The following is a 23,858-nucleotide window of genomic DNA, read 5'->3' as shown; positions in this document are numbered from 1 at the left end:
CTCTTGATCCGGCCGACGCCCGCCGTCGAAGCGATTCCGGTGACGACGCCGTTTATCGGGCCAGAGCAGCTGATGCGGGAGACCGGTCAGGGCGAGCTCGTTCGTTTGGGCGCAAACGAGAGCGCGTTCGGCCCGTCGCCGAAAGCGGTGGCCGCGATGGCGGCCGAGCTGCCGCGGCTTTCGTGGTATGGTGACCCTGAGTCGCTCGACCTGCGCGACCTGCTAGCCGCCAAGCACGGCTGCTCGCCGGCGCAGATCGTCGTTGGTTCGGGCATCGACGACTTGATGGGTTTGGCGGTTCGCGCATTCGTAGCAGCCGGCGAGCCGGCACTGACGACGCACGGCACGTATCCAACTTTCCTGTATCACGTCATCGGGTATGGCGGAGCGCCCTTGTACGCGAGCTATCGCGAAGACGGATCGCCGGACATCGAAGCACTGATACACATCGCAAACGCGCAGCAGCCAAAGATCGTCTATCTCGCCAATCCGGATAACCCGAGTGGGCGGTTCGTCGCGCGCGCCCAGATCGAGCGTTTCTACGAGTCGCTGAGCGACGACTCGCTCTTGCTGCTCGACGAAGCCTACGCGGACTTCGTCGACGACGGCGAGCTGCTGCCGCCCGCATTTTCCGACCGGCTCATTCGCTTGCGGACGTTCTCGAAGGCCTACGGAATGGCCGGCGCGCGCATCGGCTACGCGCTGACCACGCAGCGGAACGTGCAGACGTTTCAAAAGGTTCGCTTGCAGTACGGTATCAACCGCAACGCTCAGATCGGCGCGCTGGCCTCCTTGCACGACGACGCGTTTCGCGGTCACGTCGTCGCCGAAACGGCGCGCTCCAGGGAGGACTACTACGAATTGGCCCGCGAGCTCGGCGCCCGCTACATCGAGTCGCGCACGAACTTCGTCTGCATCGATATGGGCTCAGCGCAGCGCGCGACCGCGGTGATGAACGATCTGCTCGCGCGCGGAGTCTGGATTCGCAAGCCCGGAGCGCCGCCGCTCGATCGCTACATTCGCGTGAGTGCCGGAACGCCGCCGATGCGCGCCGCTTTCGCCGCCTCGCTGCGGGCGGTACTCGCCGAGACGAGCGTGGGCCGGTGAGGTACGCAATCGTCTCCGACGTGCACGCAAACCTCGAATCGCTCGAACGCGCGCTGGCGGCGATCGCGCCCGACGATACCCTGGTATCCCTTGGGGATGTCGTCGGGTACGGGCCGAACCCCAACGAGGTCGTGGCCAAGCTTCGCGATCGCTGCGGTCACGCCGTTTTGGGCAATCACGATTTGGCGGCAATCGAAAACTTCGGCGTGGAAAGCTTCAACGCGGCAGCGCGCGCCGCGATCGCGTGGACGCAAGGTGTCCTCGACGAACCGAGCCGCGCCTGGCTGAACTCGCTGCCGTACGAGCTCCGCTTCCCTGACTTTCTGCTCGTCCACGGCGCGCCCGAACGGTATTTCGACTACATCCTCGACAAGGATACGGCAGCGGCTGCCTTCGATCGCACCGACGCGCGGATCGTCTTCGTGGGGCACACGCACATCGCCGAGTACTGGGTTTGCGAGCCCGACGGGGTCATCGGACACAAGCACATGCAGCACGGCGGCGAGCTGAAGCTGGAGGACGGAAAGCGGTACATCGTGGATGTCGGCAGCGTCGGTCAACCCCGCGACCTCAATCCCGAGGGATCGTTCGTGGTCTACGATCCGGAGAACAAGCGCGTCGAGTGGACTCGCTACCCCTATCCGATCGAAGAAGTGCAGCGGAAGATGCGCGCTGCCAAACTCCCGCCTTACCTTGCCGACCGGCTGACGGTCGGGCGTTAAGGGTCTCCAGACGGCTTGTGAGCGACGTACCCTTCGACGATGGGAACTGCTTTGCGTGCGGTCCTGAGAACCCCATCGGGATGCACCTGCACTTCGATCGCGCCGCCGATGGCGACGGCGTCTATGCGGAGGCGTATTTGAGTTCGAACTACCAGGGCTGGCGCGGAATCGCGCACGGCGGAATCGTGATGGCATTGCTCGACGAAGCGATGGCGCACGCGGCCGGCTTTGCCGGGCATCGCGGAGTCACGGCATCGGTCAACGTACGGTTTCGCCGGCCGGTGCCGCTGGAGGCGCCGATCGTAATCCGCGGGCGCGTTACGTGGCAGCGCCGCAGCGTAGTCGGCGTCGAGGGCGATATCTACGACGCGGCGCAAAACCTGCTCGCGCACGCGCAAGGCAGCTTCGTCTCGCGCGGCCGGCTCGAAGCCGTCGACGATCGCCGAAACCCCTTCACGAGCAGCGCCGATGGTCGTTGAGAATCGCCGCGCGCGGTACGAGTACCACATCATGGAATCCCTTGAAGCGGGCGTCGTGCTCAACGGAAGCGAGGTGAAGTCCATCCGGGGCGGCGGTGCAAGCCTTACCGAGGCCTACGCGCGCTTTCGGGACGGCGAGGCCTGGTTGATGGGCATGCACATTCCCCCGTACAAGCAGGGGAGTTTTTCGAACTCCGAACCGAACCGGCCGCGCAAGCTGCTGCTGCATAAGGAAGAGATCGCGCGGCTCCAGAGCCGGGTCGGCGAAAAAGGCCTAACGGTGGTCCCGCTGCGGCTCTACTTCACGCGCGGCATCGCGAAGGTAATGCTCGGCGTCGCGCGCGGTAAGAAGCTGTGGGACAAGCGGGCCGACGCCGCCAAGCGCGACGTCGAACGTGAGATTGCCGCGCACGTGCGGCGCGCGTGAGAGGCGCCAAGCCGCAGCGCGAAGTCGAAGCGTCGATCGAACGCAGCGGCGTCTTTGCGAAGGGCGAGCACGTGCTGGTCGCATGCAGCGGCGGCGCCGATTCGATCGCGCTCGCGGTAGCCCTGCACGCCGCGGCAGCGCGCTTGCAGCTCGAGCTTTGCCTCGCCCACGTCAATCACGCGCTTCGCTCTTCGGCCTGGCAGGACGAGTGCGTCGTCCTCGACCTCGCCGCACGGCTCGGCGTCGCGGTCGACATCCTCGTTCTGCCGGAAGTCGCCGGCGATGAAGAATCGCTGCGCGTCGCGCGCTACGCGGCGCTGGCAGAGTCTGCGCGGCGCAACGGCTGTTCCGTCGTCGCAACCGCTCACCACGCGCAGGATCAGAGCGAGACCGTTCTATTGGCGCTGCTGCGCGGAACCGGTCCCGCGGGTTTGAGCGGGATTGCACCGCGACGAGCGCTCGAGCCGGGGGTCGACCTCGCACGGCCGCTCTTGCGCGTCGCACCGGATAAGCTGCGCGCTTACTGCCACGCAAAGGCGCTGCCGTATGCCGTGGATCCCACGAACGCCGATTCATCGAAGCGGCGTAACGCCGTGCGCGAGGCGCTCGAGACGCTGCGTCCGCTCTTTCCGGGTCTGGATCGCGCGGTAGCGCGTGCCGCCGAAACGATCGCCGCGGAACAGGCCGGAAACCCGCGCGCACGGCTCCGGCGTTCGGTCCGCGAGCGTTTTGCCGACGACAGCGACCTGCGCAACGTGGACTTCGCGCACGTCGAAGCCGCGGTCCGCGCGCTCGAAGGCGGCCGGACCGGCACCTACCTTATGAAGCCTGGGATTAGCCTGAGAATCGAACGCGGGGCGATGAAGGGTATTATTACCGAACGATGACCGTGGCACGCCTCGAGCACTCCGTGGGTTCGCCGATCTACCGCGCCGATCAGATCGCCGGGGCGGTCGCTCGCCTGGCGGCCGAAATCGCCGCCGATCACCGTGGGCAACCGCTGGTCCTCGTCGGTGTGTTAAAAGGGGCGCTGTGCCTTACGACCGACCTCGCGAGAGAGCTGGCCCGCAGAACGGACGGTCCGAGTACGGTGCTCGTGGACTACGTCTGCGTCGAGCGTTACGGATTCCGGGGCGCGCGGGGCGGGCAGCCGCGGCTGGCGATGGATGTAACCCTTCCGCTGGCCGGGGCCAACGTCGTGGTCGTGGACGGAATTGTCGACCAGGGTCAAACCTTGGGGTTCGTCCGCGCGTTACTAGAGAGCCGGCATCCGGCGGCCCTACGCACCTGCGTGCTCTTCGAAAAGCAGGTGCCGAGGGAGGCGGAGGTCCTAATCGACTACCTGGGCCATCCCGTGCCGAACCTTTTTGCAATAGGTTACGGTTTGGACTACCAGGAACTCTATCGCAATCTTCCCTGCCTAGCCGAGCTTCGAGAGGGTCAAACGGTCTGACGACAACGTGAACAAGCATCTCCGATCCATCATCCTCATCATCCTAGCGGTCATCGCGGTCTTTATCCTCGTCGAACGCTTTGTTGCGCCCAGCGAGGGGGAGACCCGGCTCGACTACGGCGCGTTCTACCAGAAGCTCGAGGCAGGCCAGGTACAGTCGTTCCACGCTACGGGACTCAACGCCATCGGCGATCTCTCGAACGGGACGAAGTACTCGGTCGCCGTTCCCAACCTGGATCATACCTTCGTCGATGAGGTCTACCGCAAGGTAAAAAGCGGCGCGATCAGTTTCGACCAGCAATCGAGTGCGGGTTTGCTCTCAGGCCTGATGACGCTCGGTCCGCTGGCGATTATGGTGCTGCTGCTCTTCTTTATCTTGCGACAGGCGCAGGGCGGGGGAAGCCAAGCCCTTTCCTTTGGGCGCTCCCGCGCGAAGATGCTCTCGGAGAACCGGCCGAAGGTTACCTTCGCCGATGTTGCCGGCGTCGACGAAGCAAAAGAAGAGCTCGCCGAGATCGTCGACTTTCTCAAGTATCCGAAGAAGTACCAGTCGCTCGGCGCGCGGATCCCCAAAGGCGTGCTGCTTCTTGGGCCGCCGGGCACCGGCAAGACGCTGCTCGCGCGGGCGATCGCCGGCGAAGCCGGCGTGCCGTTCCTCTCGATTTCCGGCTCCGATTTCGTCGAAATGTTTGTCGGCGTGGGAGCCTCTCGCGTCCGCGATCTTTTCGATCAGGCGAAGAAGTCTGCCCCGTGCATCGTCTTCATCGACGAGATCGACGCGGTGGGTCGCCAGCGCGGAGCCGGTTTGGGCGGCGGCCACGACGAGCGCGAACAGACGCTGAATCAACTGCTCGTCGAGATGGACGGCTTCGATCAAAACACCGGCGTCATTTTGATTGCCGCAACCAACCGCGCCGACGTGCTCGACCCGGCGCTGCTGCGCCCCGGCCGCTTCGACCGGCAGATCGTCGTCGGTCGAGCCGATTTCAAAGGCCGCGAGAAGATCCTCGAGGTGCACGCCCGCAATAAGCCGCTCGGCCGGGAAGTCTCGCTCGAGACGCTCGCCAAACGTACGCCGGGCTTCTCCGGCGCTGATCTTGAGAATCTGCTCAACGAAGCGGCATTGCTCGCGGCGCGGCGCAACAAGAGCGTTATCGAGATGATCGACTGCGACGAGGCCATCGATCGCGTGATGGTCGGTCCGGAACGGCGGTCGCTCGTAATGTCTCATAAAGAAAAAGAAGTGACCGCGTATCACGAATCGGGCCACGCGATCGTCGGAGGCCTGCTCGACAAAGCCGATCCGGTACACAAAGTGACGATCATCCCGCGCGGAATGGCGCTCGGCATCACCTGGTCGCTTCCCGAAGACGACCGGCACAACCGGACGAAGGAAGAGCTGATCGCGCAGATCACGATGTCGCTGGGCGGCCGCCTCTCCGAAGAGATCAAGTTCGGCGACGTCACGACCGGTGCGAGCAACGATTTCGAGAAGGCCAGCGAGCTCGCGCGACGGATGGTCACGCAGTTCGGCATGAGCGAACTCGGCCCGATCACGTTCGGTCGCGGTGCGCACCAGGTCTTCCTCGGCCGCGATATCGGCGAAGAGCGAAACTATTCCGAAGAGGTCGCGAGCCAGATCGACAACGAGGTGCGCAAGATCATCGAGTCGTCCTACCAGACCGGCAAACGCATCTTGAACGAGAACTGGGCCAAAGTCGAACGGATGGTGGCCTCGCTGATGGAGTTCGAGACCGTCGAAACCGAAGAAGTCCGAGCGATTCTCGACGACAAGCCGTACGATCGCGAACGCAACCAAGAGATTACGACGACCGCGCCGGATTCATCGAACGACCGGCCCGCAAGCGACGAGACCAAACGCGCCGAAAAGCCGACACGCTTCCCGCCAAAGATCTCTCCGGAACCGGCATGATGCTTCGGGCCTGTTTATCCGCAGCTGCGCTCGTCGCGGCTGCAGCGTTTCCTACGCTCGCGGCCGCTGCCGTCGGCCCGGCGCCGCAGCAGACGGGCGCTCTGCCGCGCGGCGGAACGTACGTCGTCTATCCGGATCCGACCGTCGGTTCGGCCGCGATCGGGCTTTGGTTTCGGGCGCCTGGCGCCGGCTACGATAACGCAACGCCCGGGATCGCCAACCTCGCGGCGACTGCCGTTGCGGTCGCGCCGCTGGCGAGTGGAAAAACGTTGTACACGCTCGTTCACGGCGTCGGCGGCGAGCTGAACGTCCAGGTCTATCCCGATATCGTCGGAATCGCCGTCACGGTGCCGGCATCGGCAACGCGCCGCGTCGTGGCGGCAATGACTGCAGCGTATTTCTCGCCCTCGGTCAACGACGCTGCGGTGAAGGTGGCGCGAGCCAACGCTGCGGTGCTCGGCGTACAGGAGCGCTACGAATCGGACGCGGCCCTGCACGACCTGCTCTTCAAACAGCTGTTCGCGCGCGGTCCCGAGCACTATCCGCCGCTTCCGGCGAGCATACCTCAAATCACCGGAATCACCACGGCGCAGATCAGCGACTTCGCAAAACGCGCATTTCGCTCCAATAACGCCGTACTGACGCTGACGGGTAACGTCGATACCTCGAACGTTACGGCCGTGACCGACGGAAACGGCTCAGGAAATATGGACCCGCCGTTCGACTCGGCGATCGCGCCCTCGCCTGCCGCTTCGACCGCCTCGGGCCTCGTCGGTGGAATCGGTCTTGCTTGGCTGGGCCCCCCGATGAGCGATGAAAAAGCCGCAACCGCGCTCGACTTCGTCGCCGACTACCTCTTCCGAGAAGAGACGGGCTTGGTCACGAAAGCGCTCGACCGCTCCGCCAGCAGTGCGCTCGTCGTCGGACAGTTCATTACCCTGCACGATCCGGGCGTCATGGTCGTGACGATCGGCGGCGATCGCGAGCAGGACGCTCGCGACCGCGTCCTCGCCGCCTTATCCTCGATGCAAACGCCGCTCGACGTGCAGACGTTCGACGCCGCTCGCGAAGCGTTTCTCTATCACGTTGCGGCCGACACCCAGACGCCGCAGGAACGTGCCGACAATCTCGGCTGGTACAGCGTCGAAGGCGACGTTTCGTACGCGCCGGGAATCGCCGGTGGAACCTACGTCCACTTGGTGCGCCAACTCGATCCGGCCTACGTGGCCGACGTCGTGAAGCGATACCTGCAGGCGCCGGTCGTCGTGACGTTGCTCGCCTCCACTCCGAAGGAGCCGTCCCAGTGAATTATGCGCGTTGCGCAGCGATCGCCGCTGTGTTGGCGATAGCGCCGCTCTCGGCAGCGGCTGCAGCACCGGCCGTTCCCGCTCCCAGCGTCGACACGGTGGCGGGCGCGACCGTCGTGCAGCAGCTCGATTCCGCGGCCTCACTCGCCGGCATAACGCTGCTCGTCCGCGCCGGTCTCGACCGTCAGACGATGCGAGAGAACGGTCTGGCGGCACTGGTCGCCGAGACGATCCTGCGCACGCCGGTCGCGCCGTCGCCCGGCGATAAGAATACGGTTGCGCTCGAAGAGGCGATCGCCGCTCACGGCGGTTCGATTCATTTCAACGTCGATCCGGGAGACGTCCGTTTCTACGTCGAGGCGCTTGCCGAAGACGCGCCCGTTGTGCTGCAGCTGCTGCAGACCGCCATTGCCGCTCCCGACCTTTCACCCGCAACGGTACGATCGGCGCGCGCGGCGCTCGGCAAACAGATCGCCGAGAGTCAACAGGTCGCATTGCAGGTTGGGCTCGATATGCTCTACGCGGCGTCGGCGCCGCAGGCCAACACCGGGCTGCCCGAGCTCGGAACGCCGGCCTCGCTCGCTCAGCTCGTTCCCGAGGATGTCGCAAGGTTCTATCACGCGTATTACCGCCGCGGCGGGGCACTCGTTAGCGCCGCGGGGCGCCTCGATTCGCTTCCCGCCGGTGCGCTCGCTTCGCTGGCGAGCGCGCTTCCAGTTGGGGATACCGCTCCGGTCGCCGTGCACGTTTCCCCGCTTAGCGGCGCGATGCACGAAATCGTCGCGCATCGCGACATCGCTTCCCCCTGGCTCATCGCACAGTATTCGGCTCCGAAGGTCGACAGCCGTGACTTCGGTCCGATGCTCGTCCTCGCGGCGTTTCTGCGACGCACGATCTCCGATATCGCTCAGGTTCCCGGCGTCGTCTCGCCGACATTCGCGTCGCGTTCGGTCGGGGCCGACTACGTGTACGACCGGTATCCTTCGAGCCTCGTCTTGTACGTCAACGGCGGCCTGATCGCCAATCCCACTCGAGCATTCGCGACCGCGCTCTCGGTGGTCAGCGTGCTGGCTGCGACGCCGCTGCAGGGCTCGATCGATGATTTCAAAGCCGTCGCCGCCGGCGACTTCGCCGGCGATGCGACGACCCTGGAGTCGCGGACCTGGTTGGCAGCGGTTTTCTCGCGCGAGAACGCGTCGCCGGATTTCATCAATCACGCGCTGGCCGCGATTGCTGCAACGACGCCGGCCGACGTGCAGCGCGTTGCGCGCACCTATCTTGGAAACCCGACGATCGCCTTGGTGCTGCCTCGCGGCACCAACCTTCAAGATTAGAGTCGCGCTCGTTCATGATTACCTAAATCAGCGCGGCGGCGCCGAGCGCGTCTTTGCCCGAATCGCGCAGGCGTGGCCCGAGGCCCCGATCTATACCGCGCTCTACGACGAGCGCGTCTCGGGCGAAGCGTTTCCCGCCCAACGTATCAGGAGCTCGTACTTGGCGCGAATTCCGCTGGCCAACCGTTACTTTCGCGCGCTCGCGCCGTTTTATCCGCGCGCCTTCGAAAGCTTCGACCTCCGCCCTTTCGATGCGATCGTCAGCTCTACGACCGCGTGGGCAAAGGGCGTGCGCTTTGCGCGCACGGCCGTTCACGTGTGCTACATCAACACGGTCAGCCGATTTGCGTTCGCGTACGACGAGTATGTCGGGCGCATGATGCCGGCCGCGATGGCGCGCCCGGTCGTCGACCGCCTGGCGGCGTGGGATCGAGCGGCCGCCGCCCGCCCGACGCACTTCGTCGCGAATTCGCGCAACGTCGCCGAGCGAATTCGAAAGTACTACGGCCGCGACGCCGACGTGCTGCACTGTCCCGTCGACGTCGATCGTTTCAGCGTCGGGGCCGGAGCCGGCGACTATTACATCGTCGCGTCTCGATTGCTGCCCTACAAGCGCATCGACCTCGCGATCGAAGCGGCCGCGCTCGCGAACGTCCCGCTGCTCGTTGCCGGGACCGGCCCGGCGGAGCGGTCGCTGCGCGAGATCGCGCGCGGCACGACGACGCAGATGCTGGGCTACGTCTCCGACGCGCAGCTCAACGCGCTGATCGGGAACGCGCGGGCGGCGGTTCTCCCCGGAGAGGAAGACTTTGGCTTGGTGCCGCTGGAGGCTGCGGCCGCCGGACGCCCGGCGATCGCCTATCGCGGCGGAGGTGCCCTCGAGACGATCGTCGAGGACGAAACCGGAAGCTTTTTCGACGAACCCGCCCCCGAGTCGCTGGCCGCGGTCTTACGCACATTCGACGCTTCACGCTTCTCACCCCAGCGTCTGCGTAACCACGCGCGGGCCTTCGCACCGGCGCAGTTCATCGAACGTCTGCACGCGATCGTCGACCGCGTCTACGCACAACGGCCGCTCGCGTAGGATGCGGCCGCTCTACTGGGCCGTCGCGATCTTCGTGCTGGTCTACGTCGCGCTCGATTTAAACAAACTCTACGCGCTGCGATACGGCGCCGACCTTGGCACCTATCTGCAAACCCTGGTAAATCTGCGCCACGGCTCCTCCTGGAACTACGGGGAGTGGCGCCCACACCTTCAGGTGCACAGTTCGTGGGCGCTGCTCTTCCTCGTTCCGCTCGTCGCGTTGATTCCCCGGGCCGAAACGCTGATCGTCGTGCAGGTCGTCGCGATCGCGGCGGCCGCGGTACCGCTCGTCCTTCTGGCTCGGGAACTTGGAGTGAGCCCGCGTGCGGCAAACCTGCTCGGAATCGCCTACCTGTTAACGCCGTCGGCGCAGGGGATGAGTTACGATAACTTCTCGGAGAACGTTTTCGTGCCGGTATTGGCGTGCGGCGGAGCGTTGTTTGCGCGCCGGCGCCTGGTGTGGCCAACGGCGCTCGCCGCGCTTTTGCTCGCGGGTTTGAAAGAAGACGAGATCCTGTTTGTGCTGTGGCTTGCAGCGGCGAGCCTGTTGTGGTGGGATCGTCGCATCGGCCTCGCCACAGGCGCCGTTGCGCTGGCGAGCGGCCTTGGATTTTGGCTTACCGAAAGAATCGCCGGCGTGCACCCAAATCTCCCGCCCTACGGCCTCGCGGTTCACGACGTCAGCGGCAAGTTTACCCTGGTAGCGCTGTTGCTGGCGCCGTTTGCGTTCGCGCCGTTGGGAATTGGACGATGGCTGCTGCTCGGCGTGCCGATGCTCGGCGAAATCGTCTTCATGCAGCCTTGGAACTACGAACCGAGCCGAGTCGGTTCGCACTATACCGCGCCGCTGCTCGCGGCGACTGCGGTGGCCGCGGCCTTCGGTATGAGACGCTGGCCGTTGACGGCGCGCGCGATGGTGCCGTGTGCGCTGATCGTGATGCTGTTGATCTTCAACGACACGGTTCTGCGCCCGGGCCGATGGCCGTATATCGTCGATTGGCCGGCGTACGCGCGTGCCGTCGCGTTGCGGGACGGCGGCCGCCCCGTGCTGCTCTTGCGGCGCGACGAGGGAACCTGGGCGATTGCCGCCGCCAATCCCTTGATCCGTCTCGACCCGCATCGCGACGACGGAGCCCTTTCCTGCCCCGCCTACGATACGAACGCGCGCGCCTTTTTTGCAAGCCTTGCGGGGCGCGCCCCGCGTGCGCTCTGCGGCGGCGTGCCCGTCGCTCCGTGACGCTCTCGTACGGACCGATACCGGCGACGCGCGAAGATCGCGGCCGCTTCGCCGCGGTGCGCGACGCCCGCGTGCTGATCTACTGGCCGCACGGGCTGGGCGACTGGATTCATTTCGGCTATGTGGCGCCATTGCTCGAGCCGTCGAACGCCTACGCGATGACGCGCTTCGGCGACGATTACGTCAGCGTGATGGAGAACAATCCAATCGTTCTGCCGCTCTACAGCGGCGTCGCGACGCCGGAAAGCGGATCGGAACTGGGTGCCGCTGACCTGGGGCTCGTGCTGCGCGAGTGCAATGGCAAGCCGCTGCACTTGAGCTTGCCGCCGCGGCTGGGTGCGGCGGTAGAAGCGTTCGGCCCCGAACGCCTGCTGTGGACCGACTATCCCGAGACCGAAGGTCGAACCGCGTTTCCGTTTCACACCAAAGCGCGCAACCTCGCGCGACTGCTCGTTCGCCCCGAACGGCTGGCGTCGTTCGATCTCTCGCGGCCGTTGCCCAGTACGCTCGATTTTGCGGTTTCACGCGAGGCGCAGAACCGGCTCGACGAGCGGCTCGCGCGCTTTTTGCCCGGCAGGCGGCTGTGCGTCATCTCGCGATCCGGCGTGACGGCGGCTCGCAAGAACTGGGGCGAGGGCGGCGAGGCGCGCGAGTTCGTCGCCGCGCTCGCGCGGCAATCGCCGGGGTGGCGTTTCGTTTCGATGGAGAACGAGGACCTTGGCGAAGCGGTGACCGGCTTTCGCTCGCTCTTCGGCGACCTCGATGAACCGTTCGCGCGTCTTTTCAAAGCCCTCGCAAACCGGATCGATCTCTTCGTCGGCATACCCGCCGGGCCGCTGCACCTCGTCATGGCGCGCGGCGGCATTCCGGTCGTCGGGCTGTGGGCGGCGCATCATCCCGATTGGTACGACGAGCCGAATCCCAGCGCGGTCCATCTGGTCGGCCGGTTCGTGCGCGATCGGAAATTCGAGCGGCGCATTGCAACGACGAGCAAGCCGCCGTCGCTTCAGCACCGGCTGCGCTATCTCGATTCGACCGGAATTCCGGCTGCGGCCGTAGTGGAAGCGGCGCTAACGGTTACTGCGTGAGCTGCGGCGCGAAGAGCAGCGCGAATATCGAGATCGAGTTAAAGAGCGCGTGCGAGATCATCGAAGCGTACGCGTTGCGCGTGATGTAGTAGACGCCGCAAAGTACCATTCCGCCGAGCGCCAGCGGGATAACTTCGAACGGGTCTCCGTGCGCGACTCCGAAGAGCAGCCCGCTCACGACGGCGCCTACCCAGAATCCGCCGTAGCGCAGCCCGAGGTTGAAGAAGAAGATTCGGAACAGCGCCTCTTCCGCGAACGGCGCCAGGACGATGGCGAAGAAAGCGAAGAGCCCGATCGTCGTGCGATCGTGAAGCCCCCGGAATATCTGCACGATGTCCTGCTGGTGCGCGGCGTGGAAGACGTAGTTTATAAGAATTGCCGTCCCGTCGGCCGCGACGAACATTCCGACGGCGCCGGCCAAGGCGATAAGCAGCGTCATGCCGTCTGGGACGCGAAAGCCGAGATCGCGCAGGCTGCGCTTCGAGAGCCGCGGGAGTGCGAGCAGTACGATAGCAACCAGCAGCGCGTCGAGTATCAGCTGGATGATCAGAAGTTCGTTTAGCTGTTCGGCCGTAACTTTCGTCGGGGGTGGAAAGACGATCTGGAGTACGAGAATAAAGACGAACAGCAGCGCGATCGAGACGGCTAGGAACCAGGTCCAAAAGCCCTTGAAGCTATCCTTTGGCCAGCTCGTCGGCCAGCCGGGCGAAGTCGCCGAGGTCGAGTCTTTCACCACGAAGCTCCGGTGCGAAATTGCAAGAAGAAAGCGCCCGCGCAATCGTCGCGCGGTCGAGTTCGGTTGCGAGCGCGAGACTGTTGAGGAGCGTCTTGCGCCGGTACGCGAACGCACCGCGTACGACCTTCCAGAAGAGTTCGAGGTCGCGAACCTGCACTGCCGGCTGCGAGCGCCGAACGAGCCGCACGACGCTCGAGTAAACTTTTGGCGCTGGGTAAAAGGCTTGCGGGGGTACGGTGAATAGCGGCTCGACCCGCATCGCGTACTGGACGGCGAGCGAGAGGCTTCCGAAGGCTCGCGTACCCGGCAGCGCCGCAAAACGTTCCGCAACGTCTTTCTGGACCATTACCGTAATCGAATCCGGGCCGCCGTACATTTCGATCAGACGCAGCAGCAGTGGCGTCGCGATATTGTACGGAAGATTGCCGGCGGCGCGCCAAGGCTTGCCGGCCGCCCACGCGCCGTAGTCGAACGCCAGCGCGTCGCCGCAGACGATCTGCGCGCCGGAGAGATCCGCGCGCGAGTGCAAGATCTCGACGAGCTCCGGGTCGATCTCGAGCGCGGTGAGTTTGGCGCCTCGATCGAGCAGCGCGCGCGTCAAGACGCCGGTGCCGGCGCCGATCTCGAAAACGGAGAGTTCCTTCGCAGCGCCGTCCAGCGCGCACTCGGCGATGCGATTCGCCGTCGACTCGCTGAGCAAGAAGTTTTGCCCCAAGCGTTTCTTCGGGCGCAGCGCCGATCGGGCAAGCATCGTTCGGGGACTCGGCATCCCCTTATTTTACGCCGCTTACTTCAAACGATAAACGGTAACGGCGCGCCGGCCAAAGGCCATCGCCGCGCCGAGCGTGTCGAAGCCGAGATCGATCCGCCGGCCGACGATATCGCCGCCGGTGTCGCCTGCAACGGCGATTCCGTAACCTGGAATGTAAAGGTGAGTCCCCAACGGGATCACTCTCGGATCGACGGCGACGATTCCGTAACCCGCGCGCCGTCCGATCGCGGTCATCCCGCTTCCTCCCGCACTTCCGGCGGTGTACGCCGTCGCGAACATCAGCATCGCGCCGCGCGCGAGCTCCGCCATCTGCGAGATGCCGCGCGCTTCAAACGCTGCCAGCGCCGACGCACCGATGGCTTGCGCCAAAATGCGCGGCTTTGCAGGCCGAATTACGACTGACGAAACGATCGTAGCGCGCACACGCCCACCGTCGCGCTGTAAATACTCGACGCGAACTTCGCGCAAACCAGCGTGACCGCGGGCGATGACTTTGGAAGTGCCGGGCTGGAGGGACGAGTTGAAGCGGGTGATAGTCTTCGGGGCGATCGAACGCCGTTCGACTCGCTCCCAGCTGATGAGGCCGTTGCCGTGCCAGGTGACGCCGGCCGCGACGGGCTGGTCAGTTGGTGCGGCCGCCCAGGCAGGGCTCACCGCGAGGGCGGTGCCCAGGAAAGCGGCACAGAGTACGCGTCCGATCAATCCGTAGTTCCTTTCCTTCCCGGAACGCGTCACGGTCTGCAAATCTACACCACGCAGAGAGGCGGACGATGAACGCAATTCGCGTTTTGTACGTGAAGCGGCGTGTGCGGCCGCTGGGGCAACGGATCCGACGGAGACGCCGAGACTAGAGTGGCCCGCTCGCCGATTTGGGCAGGCCCGGCTGACCCGGGCACTATACCACACTCGTCTCGGCGCGAAAATATGTCAAAAGTAACAATTTGCAAGGTGCCACCTTCTTGCTAAGCTCCTTTTCCGGAACCGGGCGCCTCGGGCAGCAAAGCGAAGAGATTCCGCCTATGGAGCGCCTGCGCGTGGGGCTGTTTACCGAAATTTACCGCCCCGTCGTCAACGGCGTCGTGGCCTCGGTCGAGACGCTGGCGCAAGGCCTGCAGCTGGCGGGCCACGAGGTCTTTTGCTTCGCCCCGAGGATGGCCGGCGCGACCGGTTCGGAGAGCCGGATCGTCCGCATTCCATCACTGCCGCTGCCCGCCACTCCGTATCGCCTCACGCTGCCCCTCATCAGCCGGCGCGAAGTCAAATCGGTCATCGAACGGCTCAGTGTCGTTCACGTTCACTCGCCGTTTATCACCGGCTGGATGGGGATGCGCTACGCCCGCCGCTACGGGATGCCGCTGATCTACACGTACCACACGCAGCTCGAGGCCTACGCGCACTACGTACCGTTTGAAGCAAACGCCACGCGCTTCGCCGCATCGCAGCTGACGCGAAGATTCGCAAACCTCGCCGACGCGGTCATCGCACCGACGCCGGCGATGGCGGCGCGCCTGCGCGAGCTTGGCGTAACCGTGCGCGTCGAAACCGTTCCCAGTGGAATCGACGTCGCGCGCTTCGCCGCCGGGCGGCGCAGTGAAGAACTGCGCAGGCAGGCCGGCGCCCGAAACGGCTCGCGGCTTTTCCTCTATGTCGGACGCCTCGCGAAGGAAAAGAACATCGAGATTCTCTTCGAAGCCCTCGCTCGAGCCGGCGATCCGGAGGCGTGCCTGGCGGTCGCCGGCGATGGTCCGTTGCGCGAGGAGTTGGGTCGCCGTGCGAAGTCGCTTCGGCTCGAGAACCGGATCCGGTTTCTCGGGCTGGTCGAGCAGGCGCGGCTGCCCGACCTCTATGCCAGCGCCGACGCATTTGTGATGCCCAGCATCACCGAGACCCAAGGCATCGTGCAGGCAGAGGCGCTTGCGGCCGGGCTTTGGGTGATCGCCGCCGACGCGCCGCAGAACCGCGACGTGCTCGGTGCGGCCGGCGTACTCGTCGCGGCCGAACCGGCGGCGTTCGCGGCGGCTTTGGCGGCGGTGCCCTTACTGCCGGACCCGCGACGTGCCGCCGACGCTCGCGCCGCCGCTGCCCGCTTTTCCGTCGAGGAGCAGATCTCTCGGACCCTAGGCCTCTACGCTAGCTTGATGCACCCGGCTCGGATCGCTTGACCTCGAACATACGTTCGCATAAAATAAGGGTACGAGGGTGATGACATGCAAAAATCGGGGCAGCGGGCGAGCGAGGTAGCGATCGGATACGCCGTCGGGCCGGCGGGAGGGGGCGTGGCCTATGCAACCTTCCAACGCGCCGGCGCTCAGGACGTTTTGCGCCTTCCATTTCGGATCAAGCAGATCTCCCCGTCGGTCGAGCGTGCTGCGGGCTATGCGGCTCTGGTGGTCGTTGCGCGAGCGATTCATCGGCTCGGCGTCACCGGTGTCCGCTTCGTGCTGGCAGATGAAGACTTTGTTCGCGAGGTGGCGTCCCGCGCCGAGGTGCCGGATAATCTCGTGCTTCCTTACGTCCGTTTGCGCTGTGCGCTCAATGCGCTCGGCAACTTCGAAATAGCGGCCGGACCGACTGACGACTTGATGCAAAGGGCGAGGGCCGAAGTAGCGCTGAACCAAGCAGCGTGAAGCTGGTGCGCCTCGGCGCGCAGGATCTCCCGGTAGAAACCAAAGCGTTAGCACGCGCGCTTCTTGGTTGCGTTCTCGTGCGTGAGAGCGAAGAAGGCACGGTCGCCGGCCGCATCGTCGAAACGGAGGCCTACCTGCCGGGCGACCCGGCGTGCCACGCCTTCACCGGGCGGAGTCCTCGCAACGCCACGCTCTTCGGACCGCCTCATCGCGCCTACGTCTACCAAATCTACGGCACGTCGTTTTGCTTCAACCTTTCCAGCGAGCCCGACGGGGAGGGTGCCGGAGTGCTGATTCGCGCTCTGGAGCCGCTTCTCGGAGTTCCGTTGATGCAGCGGCGGCGCGGCGCCGGCGAGATGCGCGATCTCTGCCGCGGCCCGGGCCGGCTCTGCCAAGCGCTGGCGATCGACCGGGCGTTCGACGGAACCGATCTCTTTGCCGATCGCAGCCTTTGGCTGGCCCGCGCGGACGGCGTTCCCGCGCGCGTGCGACTCAGTTGCCGCATCGGTCTCACGAAAGCCGCACAGCGCCGGCTGCGATTCTACGCGGCCGGGAGCCCGTTTGTTAGCGGACCGGCTCGGTTGAGCCCGGCTTGAACCCGGCCGGGCGCCTGTGCTATAGTGTGAGTCGTCGCGTCGCGGTCGTTTGTCGACAGCCGCGACATCATTTGACATCCTCACGCTCACGTCTCCGATCTGATTGCGACGGCCGCCTCTCCTTCGCTGATCGAAGCTTGACGTGCGCAGCTCTATGAGAGAGATAGCGTCCTGCAAACCGAACATCGGCCCAACCCAGAACACCGTGTAAATAATACTGATATGCGCCCCGCGCCCGGCGGAGGACGGCGGCGCCGTACGCGCCGGCGTCACCACTTTGGGCAGAATCCTGGGGCGTATCACGAACAGCTCCCGCAGGTAGACGTTCCGCCAATGACCACCGCGGCCCAGCTCGCCGATAAGACGAAGAACGAGTTGATCGAGGTCGCGAAAGAACTCGAGATCGAGATTCTCACCCCCGCGAAGCTCAAGAAGGACGAAATCGTCGAGCTGATCGTGCAGGGACAGATCGCCCGCTCGGGCATCGAAGTTGCCAGCGGCATACTCGACGTGTTGCCGGAAGGTTATGGGTTCTTACGGCGTGCCGGTTACTATATCGGAAACGACGACATCTACGTCAGCCAGTCGCAGATCCGCCGCTTCGAGCTGCGGCGCGGCGACATGGTCGAAGGTCAGGCACGGCGCCCCAAAGAGAGCGAAAAGTATTTCGGGCTCATCCGCGTCGACAAAGTCAACGACTTAGACCCCGAGGCGATCAAGGGGCGGCGACTCTTCGAAAAGGGGACGCCGATCTATCCGCAGGAACGCTTCAAGCTCGAGGTCCGCTCGACGCAGCTTTCGACTCGCGTCATCGATCTGTTCTCGCCGATCGGCATGGGCCAGCGCGCGCTGATCGTCTCGCCGCCGAAGGCCGGCAAAACGACGCTTCTCAAGAACATCGCAAACTCGATCTCCATCAATCATCCGGACGCGCACATCATCGCGCTGCTGGTGGACGAGCGGCCCGAAGAGGTCACCGACATGCAGCGCACGATCGACGGCGACGTCGTCGCCTCGACGTTCGACGAGCATCCGGAGAACCACACCGCAGTTGCCGAACTGACGATGGAACGCGCGAAGCGTCTCGTCGAGCTCGGAAAAGACGTCGTGATCCTCCTCGACTCGATCACTCGTCTGGCGCGTGCGTACAACCAGGTCGTCGCGAGCTCCGGCCGGACGCTCTCCGGCGGGCTCGACACCGCGTCGCTGCACAAGCCGAAACGATTCTTCGGTGCCGCCCGCAAAATCGAAGAGGGCGGTTCGCTCACGATCATCGCGACCGCGCTGATCGAGACGGGCTCGAAGATGGACGACGTGATCTTCGAAGAGTTTAAGGGCACCGGGAACATGGAGATCGATCTCACCCGCAAGCTCGCGGAATCGCGCGTCTTTCCGGCGATCGATATCAAACGCTCGGGCACTCGGCACGAAGAGCTTCTGCTCACGCCCGACGAGATGCGCAAGATCTGGATGCTGCGGCGCGCGACGGCCGTGCTCAACACGGGCGACATCACCGAGATCATCCTCGACAAGATGGCGCAAACGCGGACGAACGAAGAGTTCCTCCAAACGGTTACCAAGGAGGCGCTCTCGATGTCGCGCGGTTACGAAGACAACAATAACGGAAAGTACTAGTCGCTCCGCCGTCCCCGCTCCGCTCCTGCTGCTTGGCCTCCTCGCTCCCGCGAATCCGCGGCTCCGCTCGCCGGTCCGAGTCTCCTCGCCGTCAGGTTAGCCCGTAGTTTAAGCTCGAAATTAACGAGTAGAGACGAGGCTGGGTGCGGCAGGCGATTCGGCTGAACAGGTTTCTTGCGCAGGCCGGGGTCGCGTCGCGGCGGCACGCGGACGAGCTGATCGCAGCCGGACGAGTCAACATCGACGGGAGGACCGTCCGAGAGTTCGGGACCCAAGTCGAGCCGGGGAGCGAGGTGCGGGTCGACGGCACGCCCGTCGCGCTGCCGGCCGAACCGACCTATCTTCTGCTGAATAAGCCGCTCGGGGTCGTAACGACGATGCACGATCCACAGGGCCGGCGGACCGTCGCCGAGCTCGTCGCCGGCCGGCCGAGAGTCTTTCCGGTAGGCCGGCTCGACTACGCGACCGCCGGCGCTTTGCTGATGACCGATGACGGTGAGCTGGCACATCAATTGCTCCATCCGCGATTTGGGGTAGATAAAACGTATCGAGCGGAGATCGCCGGGCGGCTCTCTCCCGATCAGGTGCGCAGCCTGATGGAAGGGATTTCGTTGGAAGACGGCCGCGCGGCCGGCGCAAAGCTGCGGGTGCTCGCGGTCAGGCGCGAGCACTCCGTGGTCGACGTGACCATTCATGAGGGACGCAATCGGCAAGTGCGGCGAATGTTCGAAGCGATCGGTCACCCGATACTGGCTCTCACGCGTACCCGATTTGGGCCGTTGCGGCTCGGCTCGCTGCCGCCCGGTCACGTACGCGGCCTTACCGAGAAAGAGCTCGAGGCGCTCAAACGGCATCGCAGGCCGCCGGCGCAATCGCCTCGTACCAATCGCCTGAGGTAATGCAATGAACCGCTTCTTTCAAATCGCTGCGATCGCCGCCATCGCGTCTTGCGTTCTCGGCGACCGGGCTCTCGCGCAGTATGCGAACGAATACACGCCCGCGAAGCTGATCAAGCAAGGCTCGACTACGGCCGGCATCGCCGGCAGCGGCAAGGTCGTCGTGCAGGTTCAGGTGAACGCCGACGGCTCCCACAAAGTCATTCGCGTGATCAGCTCGACGAACTCCGCCGACAATCAGGCGGCGATGCAGATCGCCCAAAGCTCGAGCTACCGTCCGGCTCACCGCGGCGCGACGCCGATCACCGCTTTCTACGACTTCACGCTGAAGTTCAACGGCAAATCGGTCGCCCAGAATCCGAGCGAGACTGGGGGAATCAGCATGCCGTCAAGCGGGACGCTTTCGCCGGCGGCAACCCAGATCGCAACGCTGATCCGCCAGAAGCAGTATGCGCAAGCCAAATCGAAGGCGCAGGCCGCCCTCCTCAACTCGCCGGACGACCAGGGGCTGCGCGAAATGCTCGGGATCGCGTCGTACGATACGCAAGACTTCGACGGCGCCGCGCAGGCGTTCGATAAGGTCCCTTCGATCGCTCCACAGTTCAAAGCGGTAGCCGCCCAGAGCTTCGCGGCAGCCGCCGTGAAAGCGGCGTCGAGCAGCCCCGAGCAAGCGATGAGCTATGCGAACAAGGCGATGAGCCTCGCTCCGGACACCAACTCCCGGTTCGCGCTCGGCGTCGCGCAGTTAGCCAGCAACGATAACGCCGCGGCGCTGGCCTCGCTGAAGGCGGCGCACGACTCCGCGATGGCGGATTCGAAAATTCCCGTCTCGTCGAAGGTGAACATCGACTCCGAGCTGCTGCAAGCCTACCTTGCGAACAACGACGTACAAAGTGCGCAAGCACTCTCGGCGCAGATCAAGCAGCTCGATCCCTCGAGCACGGCCGGCGCTCGCGCAATGGGCGCCAGCCTGCTGAAATCGGGCCAGGCGGCAGTGGCCGCCAAAGACAGCGAAACCGCATTAAAAGACTTCGACCAGGCGGCGGCCCTGGGCGACCCCCAGATCGCGGTCACAGCGAACGTCTCGGCTGCGTTTGCAGTAGCGCAGAGCGCGAAGCCGGACTACAAGCGGATGCAGAGTTATGCAGACAAAGCACTCGCTCTTCAGCCGAACAACGCTCAGGCCAACTTTGCAGAAGGGATCGCGCTGACGGGGCAATGGGCCGGCAGCCACAACGATGGAATCAAGAAGCAGGCCGCCGACGCGCTGGCCAAAGCCGACCAGCAAGCCAAAGCCGACGGCAACGAAGCCCTCGCGCTTCAAGTGGAAACGTTCGTGAAGAACAACCTCAACGGCGGAGCCGGTGCCCGGCCGGGAAGCGGGCCGTAAATCACCAGGACTTTATCCGGGGGTAGGCCAATGGGTCGCCCTCACGGGGCGGATGGTCGCCGCGCAGCAACGTTAATTGGAGGGTGGTAGCACACCGTGTTTTCGGGATTTTTGGGTCTCATGCAGCAGGGCGGCTGGGATATGTGGCTGCTCTTGCTCATCTCTATCGTCGGTCTCGCGGTCGTCATCGAACGCCTTGTCTTCTTTCAAATGCAGCACTCCGATACCAAGGGCTTGCTGCGACAGATCGGAGCCAAGGTCTCGGCCAACGACCTCGACGGCGCAATCGAAATCTGTAAGAAAAACCGTGGGATGCTTCCGCGCATTCTCGAGTTCGGGCTTCGTCGCGGCGAGAAAAATCGTGCCGACATCACCGACGCCCTTTCGATAGCGCTGATGGAGCACCTCAACTCGCTCGAGCGTAATCTGCCGATCATCGGCACGATCGCCGTCATAGCCCCCTTCGTCGGCCTCTTCGGAACGGTGCTCGGTATCATCCGCGCGTTCCAAGATATCGCTCTGAAGGGCAACTCGACTCCGGCCGTCGTCGCCGCCGGCGTCTCCGAAGCGCTGATCACGACGGCAACCGGTCTTATCATTGCGGTCATCGCGGTCGTGTTCTTCAACTTCTTCAAGTCGCGGATCAAGAACTATAACCAAGAGATGATTGTCGCGGCAAATCAGCTTGCGGAGATGCTGCACTTTCACAACACGGGAGCGCCGATCCCGACCGAGCTGTATCAGCCGACCGGGGCGCGCACGAAGTAAGGATCGCAGGACACTACCGTGTCGCTTCTATCGTCACAGCAAGATCAGGAGGTAATGGCGGAGATCAACATCACGCCGTTCACCGACGTCCTCTTGGTTCTGCTCATCATCTTCATGATTCTTGCGGCGCTCGTCGCGCCGCCGGGTTTCGAGAAAGAACTTCCCAACAAGAATCCCAATAACTCGACCCAAACGAAGAACCACAACGACATCGAGGTCGACGTCAACAATAAGGGCGTTATCTTCGTAGACGGGACAAAGACGGACGAGACCGGCATCTATCGAGTAATGTACGATGCGTCGAAGAAAAAACCGCACCACCATGTCTCGATCATCGCCGATGCGAAGGCGCCGTACGGGATCATCATTCGGATCCTTGACGCCGCCAAACAGTCCGGGCTCGAAGACGTCGGCTTCGTTACGTCGTAGGGATAGGAGGGTAAGAGAACGTGGCCGTTTCCACCGGCGGAGGCGAAGATGAGGTAATGTCGACGATCAACATCACGCCGTTTACGGACGTGCTGTTGGTGCTCCTCATTATCTTCATCATTCTGGCCTCGGTCACCAAAGAGCCGAAGCTGCCCGACGCTTACAATAAGGATAAGGTGCAGCCTTCGCAGATCGTGGTGATGATCGACGAGAAAGATCACATTCAAATCGGCTCGAACCAGGTCGATATCAAGGACGCGAAGGCCGCCTTCGCGCAGCTGCAGGATGCCACCGATCACCGCTTCAAGAGCGTGATCGTCAAGGCGGATCCGCATGCGACCTATGGCACGATCCTTCAAGTGATGGACGCCGCAAAGCAGGTCGATCTGACCGACTTCGGCCTGGCCAACCACGTTCAAGGCGCGCCCCCAGGAGCAACCCAATAGTCTATGGCTAATCGCGGCGGTTACATCACAACCGGCGAACGGGTCCGCAGCTACATCGGCTGGGCCTTCGTCATCGCACTGGTCGTGCACTTAGGCGTGGCCTCGGTGTTTCCGAACATCAACAAGCACGCGGAAGATCAGAAGACCGAAGAAGTGACGGTTTCGAAGATTCACAAGGTCATCGTGCACACGCCGCCGCCGCCGACGCCGACCCCGCCGCCGACGCCGACCCCGCCGCCGGAAAAGACGCCGCCGCCCAAACAGCAGAAGCAGCCGCAGCCCAAGCTCAAGCTCAACGTGGTGAAGACGACGAGCAACAGCAAGTCGAGCAGCTCGACTGAGAACGCGTACGTCGCACCAAACAGCGGAAGCGAAAAAGGCGCCCCGTCGGGCCAAGGAACGCCCGCGCCCGCCGCGGCTACCGCGCCGCCTGGAACTCCGAAGCCTTCTTGCGCAAATCCCAACGTCGAAGCGACGGTTACCAACCCGGTGCAGCCGGAGTATCCTGAGTCGGCGAAGGAGATCGGGCTCGGTGCGGTCACCGTGCAGGTCGAGGTCACGGTCGGACCGTCGGGCAATCTCCTCGGAGCGAAAGTCTACAAGAGTTCGAGCAACATGGCCATCGATCAAGCTGCGCTGCGGGCCGCTCGGGAATCCACGTACTCTCCGAAGCTGATTGATTGCGCGCCGTCGCAGGGCGACTATCTCTTTCGCGCCGACTTCACGCCAGGAGACTAGCCGGGTTAGAAGCTGCTCCGCGCCCCATGCAAGATGAGGCGTACTGGGCGCTTTCTGGTCGTTGCCTTCGCGCTGTCGCTGCTGCTGCACGCGATCGTCGCGTTGATCGTACATCCGGCACACGCCGATTTTCAGAACCAAACCGAGGTCGTTTCGATCGTCCGGCGTTCTTCGATAGCGGTAGCGAAGCAAACCCCGCCGCCTCCTAAGCCCAGGCAGACCCCGGCCCCGCACCGTGGCGCAGTTGCGCGGCCGCACGCTCGGATCGCAGGCTCCGCCGGCCCCCCCGGAGGGGGACGCGGCAAGGCTACTCCCGCGCCGACCCCGCCGCCGGCGACCGCCCCTCCGAAGCTGGCGACCGCCGCTTGTGCCTCTCCGGAAGCGGCTGCGACGGTCGTCGCGACGCCGCCGCCGCCGAACATTCCGCCCGAGGCGCGCACCGAGGCGACCAGCGGGCTTGCGAGCGTGCAGGTGCAGCTCGACGCGACCGGTCAGGTGCTCAGCGCCAGCGTGGCGCAGAGTACCGGCAACTCTTCTCTCGACCTCGTCGCCGTTTCGATGGCGCGCCAGGCGCGCTACGATCCGCCGCTGCACGACTGCAAACCGATCGCCGGCAGCGCAACCTTCAGCGTGAAGTTTGTCGCGTGGTAGCGG

At 64.3% G+C, this 23,858-nt stretch carries 26 protein-coding genes; 23 read left to right on the top strand and 3 right to left on the bottom strand.

The features are described from left to right. Positions 1-3 precede the first annotated feature (3 nt). The 12 genes from VGG51_13300 to VGG51_13245 are packed head-to-tail and all read left to right on the top strand — an operon-like array spanning position 4 to position 12,171. Complete coding sequence (locus VGG51_13300) at positions 4-1,107, top strand: aminotransferase class I/II-fold pyridoxal phosphate-dependent enzyme (GenBank protein ID HEY1884007.1); 1,104 nt, start codon at positions 4-6, stop codon at positions 1,105-1,107. After that, positions 1,104-1,829 (top strand): metallophosphoesterase family protein, encoded by a 726-nt coding sequence (locus tag VGG51_13295; protein ID HEY1884006.1) that lies wholly within the window; start codon positions 1,104-1,106, stop codon positions 1,827-1,829. The genes VGG51_13300 and VGG51_13295 overlap by 4 nt, the downstream gene beginning before the upstream one ends. A 17-nt stretch (positions 1,830-1,846) precedes the next feature. Next, positions 1,847-2,308, top strand: coding sequence for a PaaI family thioesterase (locus VGG51_13290; GenBank protein HEY1884005.1), 462 nt, complete (start codon positions 1,847-1,849; stop codon positions 2,306-2,308). Continuing rightward, positions 2,298-2,735: an SsrA-binding protein SmpB gene (smpB, locus tag VGG51_13285; GenBank protein ID HEY1884004.1), complete on the top strand. Its 438-nt coding sequence runs from the start codon at positions 2,298-2,300 to the stop codon at positions 2,733-2,735. The genes VGG51_13290 and smpB overlap by 11 nt, the downstream gene beginning before the upstream one ends. Further along, on the top strand, positions 2,732-3,622 hold the full coding sequence (gene tilS, locus VGG51_13280; GenBank protein ID HEY1884003.1) for a tRNA lysidine(34) synthetase TilS: 891 nt from the start codon (positions 2,732-2,734) through the stop codon (positions 3,620-3,622). The genes smpB and tilS overlap by 4 nt, the downstream gene beginning before the upstream one ends. After that, positions 3,619-4,188, top strand: a complete 570-nt coding sequence (locus VGG51_13275) for a phosphoribosyltransferase family protein (protein HEY1884002.1) — start codon at positions 3,619-3,621, stop codon at positions 4,186-4,188. Before tilS ends, VGG51_13275 begins: the two co-directional genes overlap by 4 nt. Before the next feature lie 7 nt (positions 4,189-4,195). Beyond that, positions 4,196-6,121, top strand: a complete 1,926-nt coding sequence (ftsH, locus tag VGG51_13270) for an ATP-dependent zinc metalloprotease FtsH (GenBank protein ID HEY1884001.1) — start codon at positions 4,196-4,198, stop codon at positions 6,119-6,121. Then, a complete protein-coding gene (locus VGG51_13265; protein HEY1884000.1) occupies positions 6,118-7,428 on the top strand; it encodes a hypothetical protein in 1,311 nt (436 codons plus the stop codon). The genes ftsH and VGG51_13265 overlap by 4 nt, the downstream gene beginning before the upstream one ends. Continuing rightward, positions 7,425-8,762: an insulinase family protein gene (locus VGG51_13260; protein ID HEY1883999.1), complete on the top strand. Its 1,338-nt coding sequence runs from the start codon at positions 7,425-7,427 to the stop codon at positions 8,760-8,762. The genes VGG51_13265 and VGG51_13260 overlap by 4 nt, the downstream gene beginning before the upstream one ends. Next, entirely contained in the window at positions 8,707-9,846 is a 1,140-nt protein-coding gene (locus VGG51_13255; protein HEY1883998.1) for a glycosyltransferase, read from the top strand. Before VGG51_13260 ends, VGG51_13255 begins: the two co-directional genes overlap by 56 nt. A 1-nt stretch (position 9,847) precedes the next feature. Beyond that, positions 9,848-11,083: a DUF2079 domain-containing protein gene (locus VGG51_13250; GenBank protein HEY1883997.1), complete on the top strand. Its 1,236-nt coding sequence runs from the start codon at positions 9,848-9,850 to the stop codon at positions 11,081-11,083. Next, the gene (locus VGG51_13245; GenBank protein HEY1883996.1) at positions 11,080-12,171 is read left to right on the top strand and encodes a hypothetical protein; all 1,092 of its coding nucleotides are present in this window, start codon (positions 11,080-11,082) and stop codon (positions 12,169-12,171) included. The genes VGG51_13250 and VGG51_13245 overlap by 4 nt, the downstream gene beginning before the upstream one ends. Here VGG51_13245 and VGG51_13240 read toward each other — a convergent pair. Genes VGG51_13240 through VGG51_13230 form a run of 3 tightly spaced genes read right to left on the bottom strand, consistent with a single transcriptional unit; the run spans position 12,161 to position 14,381 of the window. Then, positions 12,161-12,904 (bottom strand): type II CAAX endopeptidase family protein, encoded by a 744-nt coding sequence (locus tag VGG51_13240; protein HEY1883995.1) that lies wholly within the window; start codon positions 12,902-12,904, stop codon positions 12,161-12,163. The genes VGG51_13245 and VGG51_13240 overlap by 11 nt on opposite strands. Continuing rightward, positions 12,846-13,676, bottom strand: a complete 831-nt coding sequence (gene rsmA, locus VGG51_13235; GenBank protein ID HEY1883994.1) for a 16S rRNA (adenine(1518)-N(6)/adenine(1519)-N(6))-dimethyltransferase RsmA — start codon at positions 13,674-13,676, stop codon at positions 12,846-12,848. Before rsmA ends, VGG51_13240 begins: the two co-directional genes overlap by 59 nt. 18 nt (positions 13,677-13,694) lie before the next feature. Then, a complete protein-coding gene (locus VGG51_13230) occupies positions 13,695-14,381 on the bottom strand; it encodes a 3D domain-containing protein (protein HEY1883993.1) in 687 nt (228 codons plus the stop codon). Between the two features lie 317 nt (positions 14,382-14,698). On the opposite strand from VGG51_13230, the gene VGG51_13225 reads away from it, so the two are divergent. The 11 genes from VGG51_13225 (at position 14,699) to VGG51_13175 (ending at position 23,855) form a co-directional block, all read left to right on the top strand. Continuing rightward, on the top strand, positions 14,699-15,841 hold the full coding sequence (locus VGG51_13225) for a glycosyltransferase (GenBank protein ID HEY1883992.1): 1,143 nt from the start codon (positions 14,699-14,701) through the stop codon (positions 15,839-15,841). 45 nt (positions 15,842-15,886) lie between these two features. Beyond that, positions 15,887-16,306 (top strand): hypothetical protein, encoded by a 420-nt coding sequence (locus VGG51_13220; protein HEY1883991.1) that lies wholly within the window; start codon positions 15,887-15,889, stop codon positions 16,304-16,306. Further along, positions 16,303-16,902: a DNA-3-methyladenine glycosylase gene (locus VGG51_13215; protein HEY1883990.1), complete on the top strand. Its 600-nt coding sequence runs from the start codon at positions 16,303-16,305 to the stop codon at positions 16,900-16,902. The genes VGG51_13220 and VGG51_13215 overlap by 4 nt, the downstream gene beginning before the upstream one ends. Positions 16,903-17,235: 333 nt before the next feature. Beyond that, entirely contained in the window at positions 17,236-18,537 is a 1,302-nt protein-coding gene (gene rho, locus VGG51_13210) for a transcription termination factor Rho (GenBank protein ID HEY1883989.1), read from the top strand. Between the two features lie 143 nt (positions 18,538-18,680). Next, on the top strand, positions 18,681-19,436 hold the full coding sequence (locus tag VGG51_13205) for a pseudouridine synthase (protein HEY1883988.1): 756 nt from the start codon (positions 18,681-18,683) through the stop codon (positions 19,434-19,436). Positions 19,437-19,440: 4 nt separating this feature from the next. Beyond that, positions 19,441-20,823, top strand: a complete 1,383-nt coding sequence (locus VGG51_13200) for a TonB family protein (protein HEY1883987.1) — start codon at positions 19,441-19,443, stop codon at positions 20,821-20,823. Positions 20,824-20,919: 96 nt separating this feature from the next. Next, positions 20,920-21,591 carry a MotA/TolQ/ExbB proton channel family protein gene (locus VGG51_13195; GenBank protein ID HEY1883986.1) on the top strand — a complete coding sequence of 224 codons (672 nt, stop codon included), beginning with the start codon at positions 20,920-20,922 and terminating at the stop codon, positions 21,589-21,591. A gap of 18 nt (positions 21,592-21,609) precedes the next feature. Next, on the top strand, positions 21,610-22,020 hold the full coding sequence (locus VGG51_13190; protein ID HEY1883985.1) for a biopolymer transporter ExbD: 411 nt from the start codon (positions 21,610-21,612) through the stop codon (positions 22,018-22,020). Between the two features lie 20 nt (positions 22,021-22,040). Beyond that, positions 22,041-22,466 (top strand): biopolymer transporter ExbD, encoded by a 426-nt coding sequence (locus VGG51_13185; GenBank protein ID HEY1883984.1) that lies wholly within the window; start codon positions 22,041-22,043, stop codon positions 22,464-22,466. Positions 22,467-22,469: 3 nt separating this feature from the next. Then, complete coding sequence (locus tag VGG51_13180; protein HEY1883983.1) at positions 22,470-23,204, top strand: energy transducer TonB; 735 nt, start codon at positions 22,470-22,472, stop codon at positions 23,202-23,204. A 33-nt stretch (positions 23,205-23,237) separates the two neighbouring features. After that, positions 23,238-23,855 (top strand): TonB family protein, encoded by a 618-nt coding sequence (locus VGG51_13175; GenBank protein HEY1883982.1) that lies wholly within the window; start codon positions 23,238-23,240, stop codon positions 23,853-23,855. Positions 23,856-23,858: the final 3 nt, after the last annotated feature.

Source organism: Candidatus Cybelea sp., from assembly GCA_036489315.1.
In the GTDB taxonomy this organism is placed as follows: Bacteria; Vulcanimicrobiota; Vulcanimicrobiia; order Vulcanimicrobiales; family Vulcanimicrobiaceae; genus Cybelea.
The sequence above is the reverse complement of the archived record's forward strand: the minus strand, read 5'-3'. Positions and strand labels throughout refer to the sequence as shown.

Coding starts and splice junctions, on each gene's coding strand:
- smpB (HEY1884004.1), top strand. CDS start 2,298: ATGGTCGTTGAGAATCGCCGCGCGCGGTACGAGTACCACATCATGGAA.
- VGG51_13275 (HEY1884002.1), top strand. CDS start 3,619: ATGACCGTGGCACGCCTCGAGCACTCCGTGGGTTCGCCGATCTACCGC.
- VGG51_13265 (HEY1884000.1), top strand. CDS start 6,118: ATGATGCTTCGGGCCTGTTTATCCGCAGCTGCGCTCGTCGCGGCTGCA.
- VGG51_13250 (HEY1883997.1), top strand. CDS start 9,848: ATGCGGCCGCTCTACTGGGCCGTCGCGATCTTCGTGCTGGTCTACGTC.
- rsmA (HEY1883994.1), bottom strand. CDS start 13,676: ATGCCGAGTCCCCGAACGATGCTTGCCCGATCGGCGCTGCGCCCGAAG.
- VGG51_13225 (HEY1883992.1), top strand. CDS start 14,699: ATGGAGCGCCTGCGCGTGGGGCTGTTTACCGAAATTTACCGCCCCGTC.
- VGG51_13220 (HEY1883991.1), top strand. CDS start 15,887: ATGCAAAAATCGGGGCAGCGGGCGAGCGAGGTAGCGATCGGATACGCC.
- rho (HEY1883989.1), top strand. CDS start 17,236: ATGACCACCGCGGCCCAGCTCGCCGATAAGACGAAGAACGAGTTGATC.
- VGG51_13200 (HEY1883987.1), top strand. CDS start 19,441: ATGAACCGCTTCTTTCAAATCGCTGCGATCGCCGCCATCGCGTCTTGC.
- VGG51_13180 (HEY1883983.1), top strand. CDS start 22,470: ATGGCTAATCGCGGCGGTTACATCACAACCGGCGAACGGGTCCGCAGC.
- VGG51_13175 (HEY1883982.1), top strand. CDS start 23,238: ATGAGGCGTACTGGGCGCTTTCTGGTCGTTGCCTTCGCGCTGTCGCTG.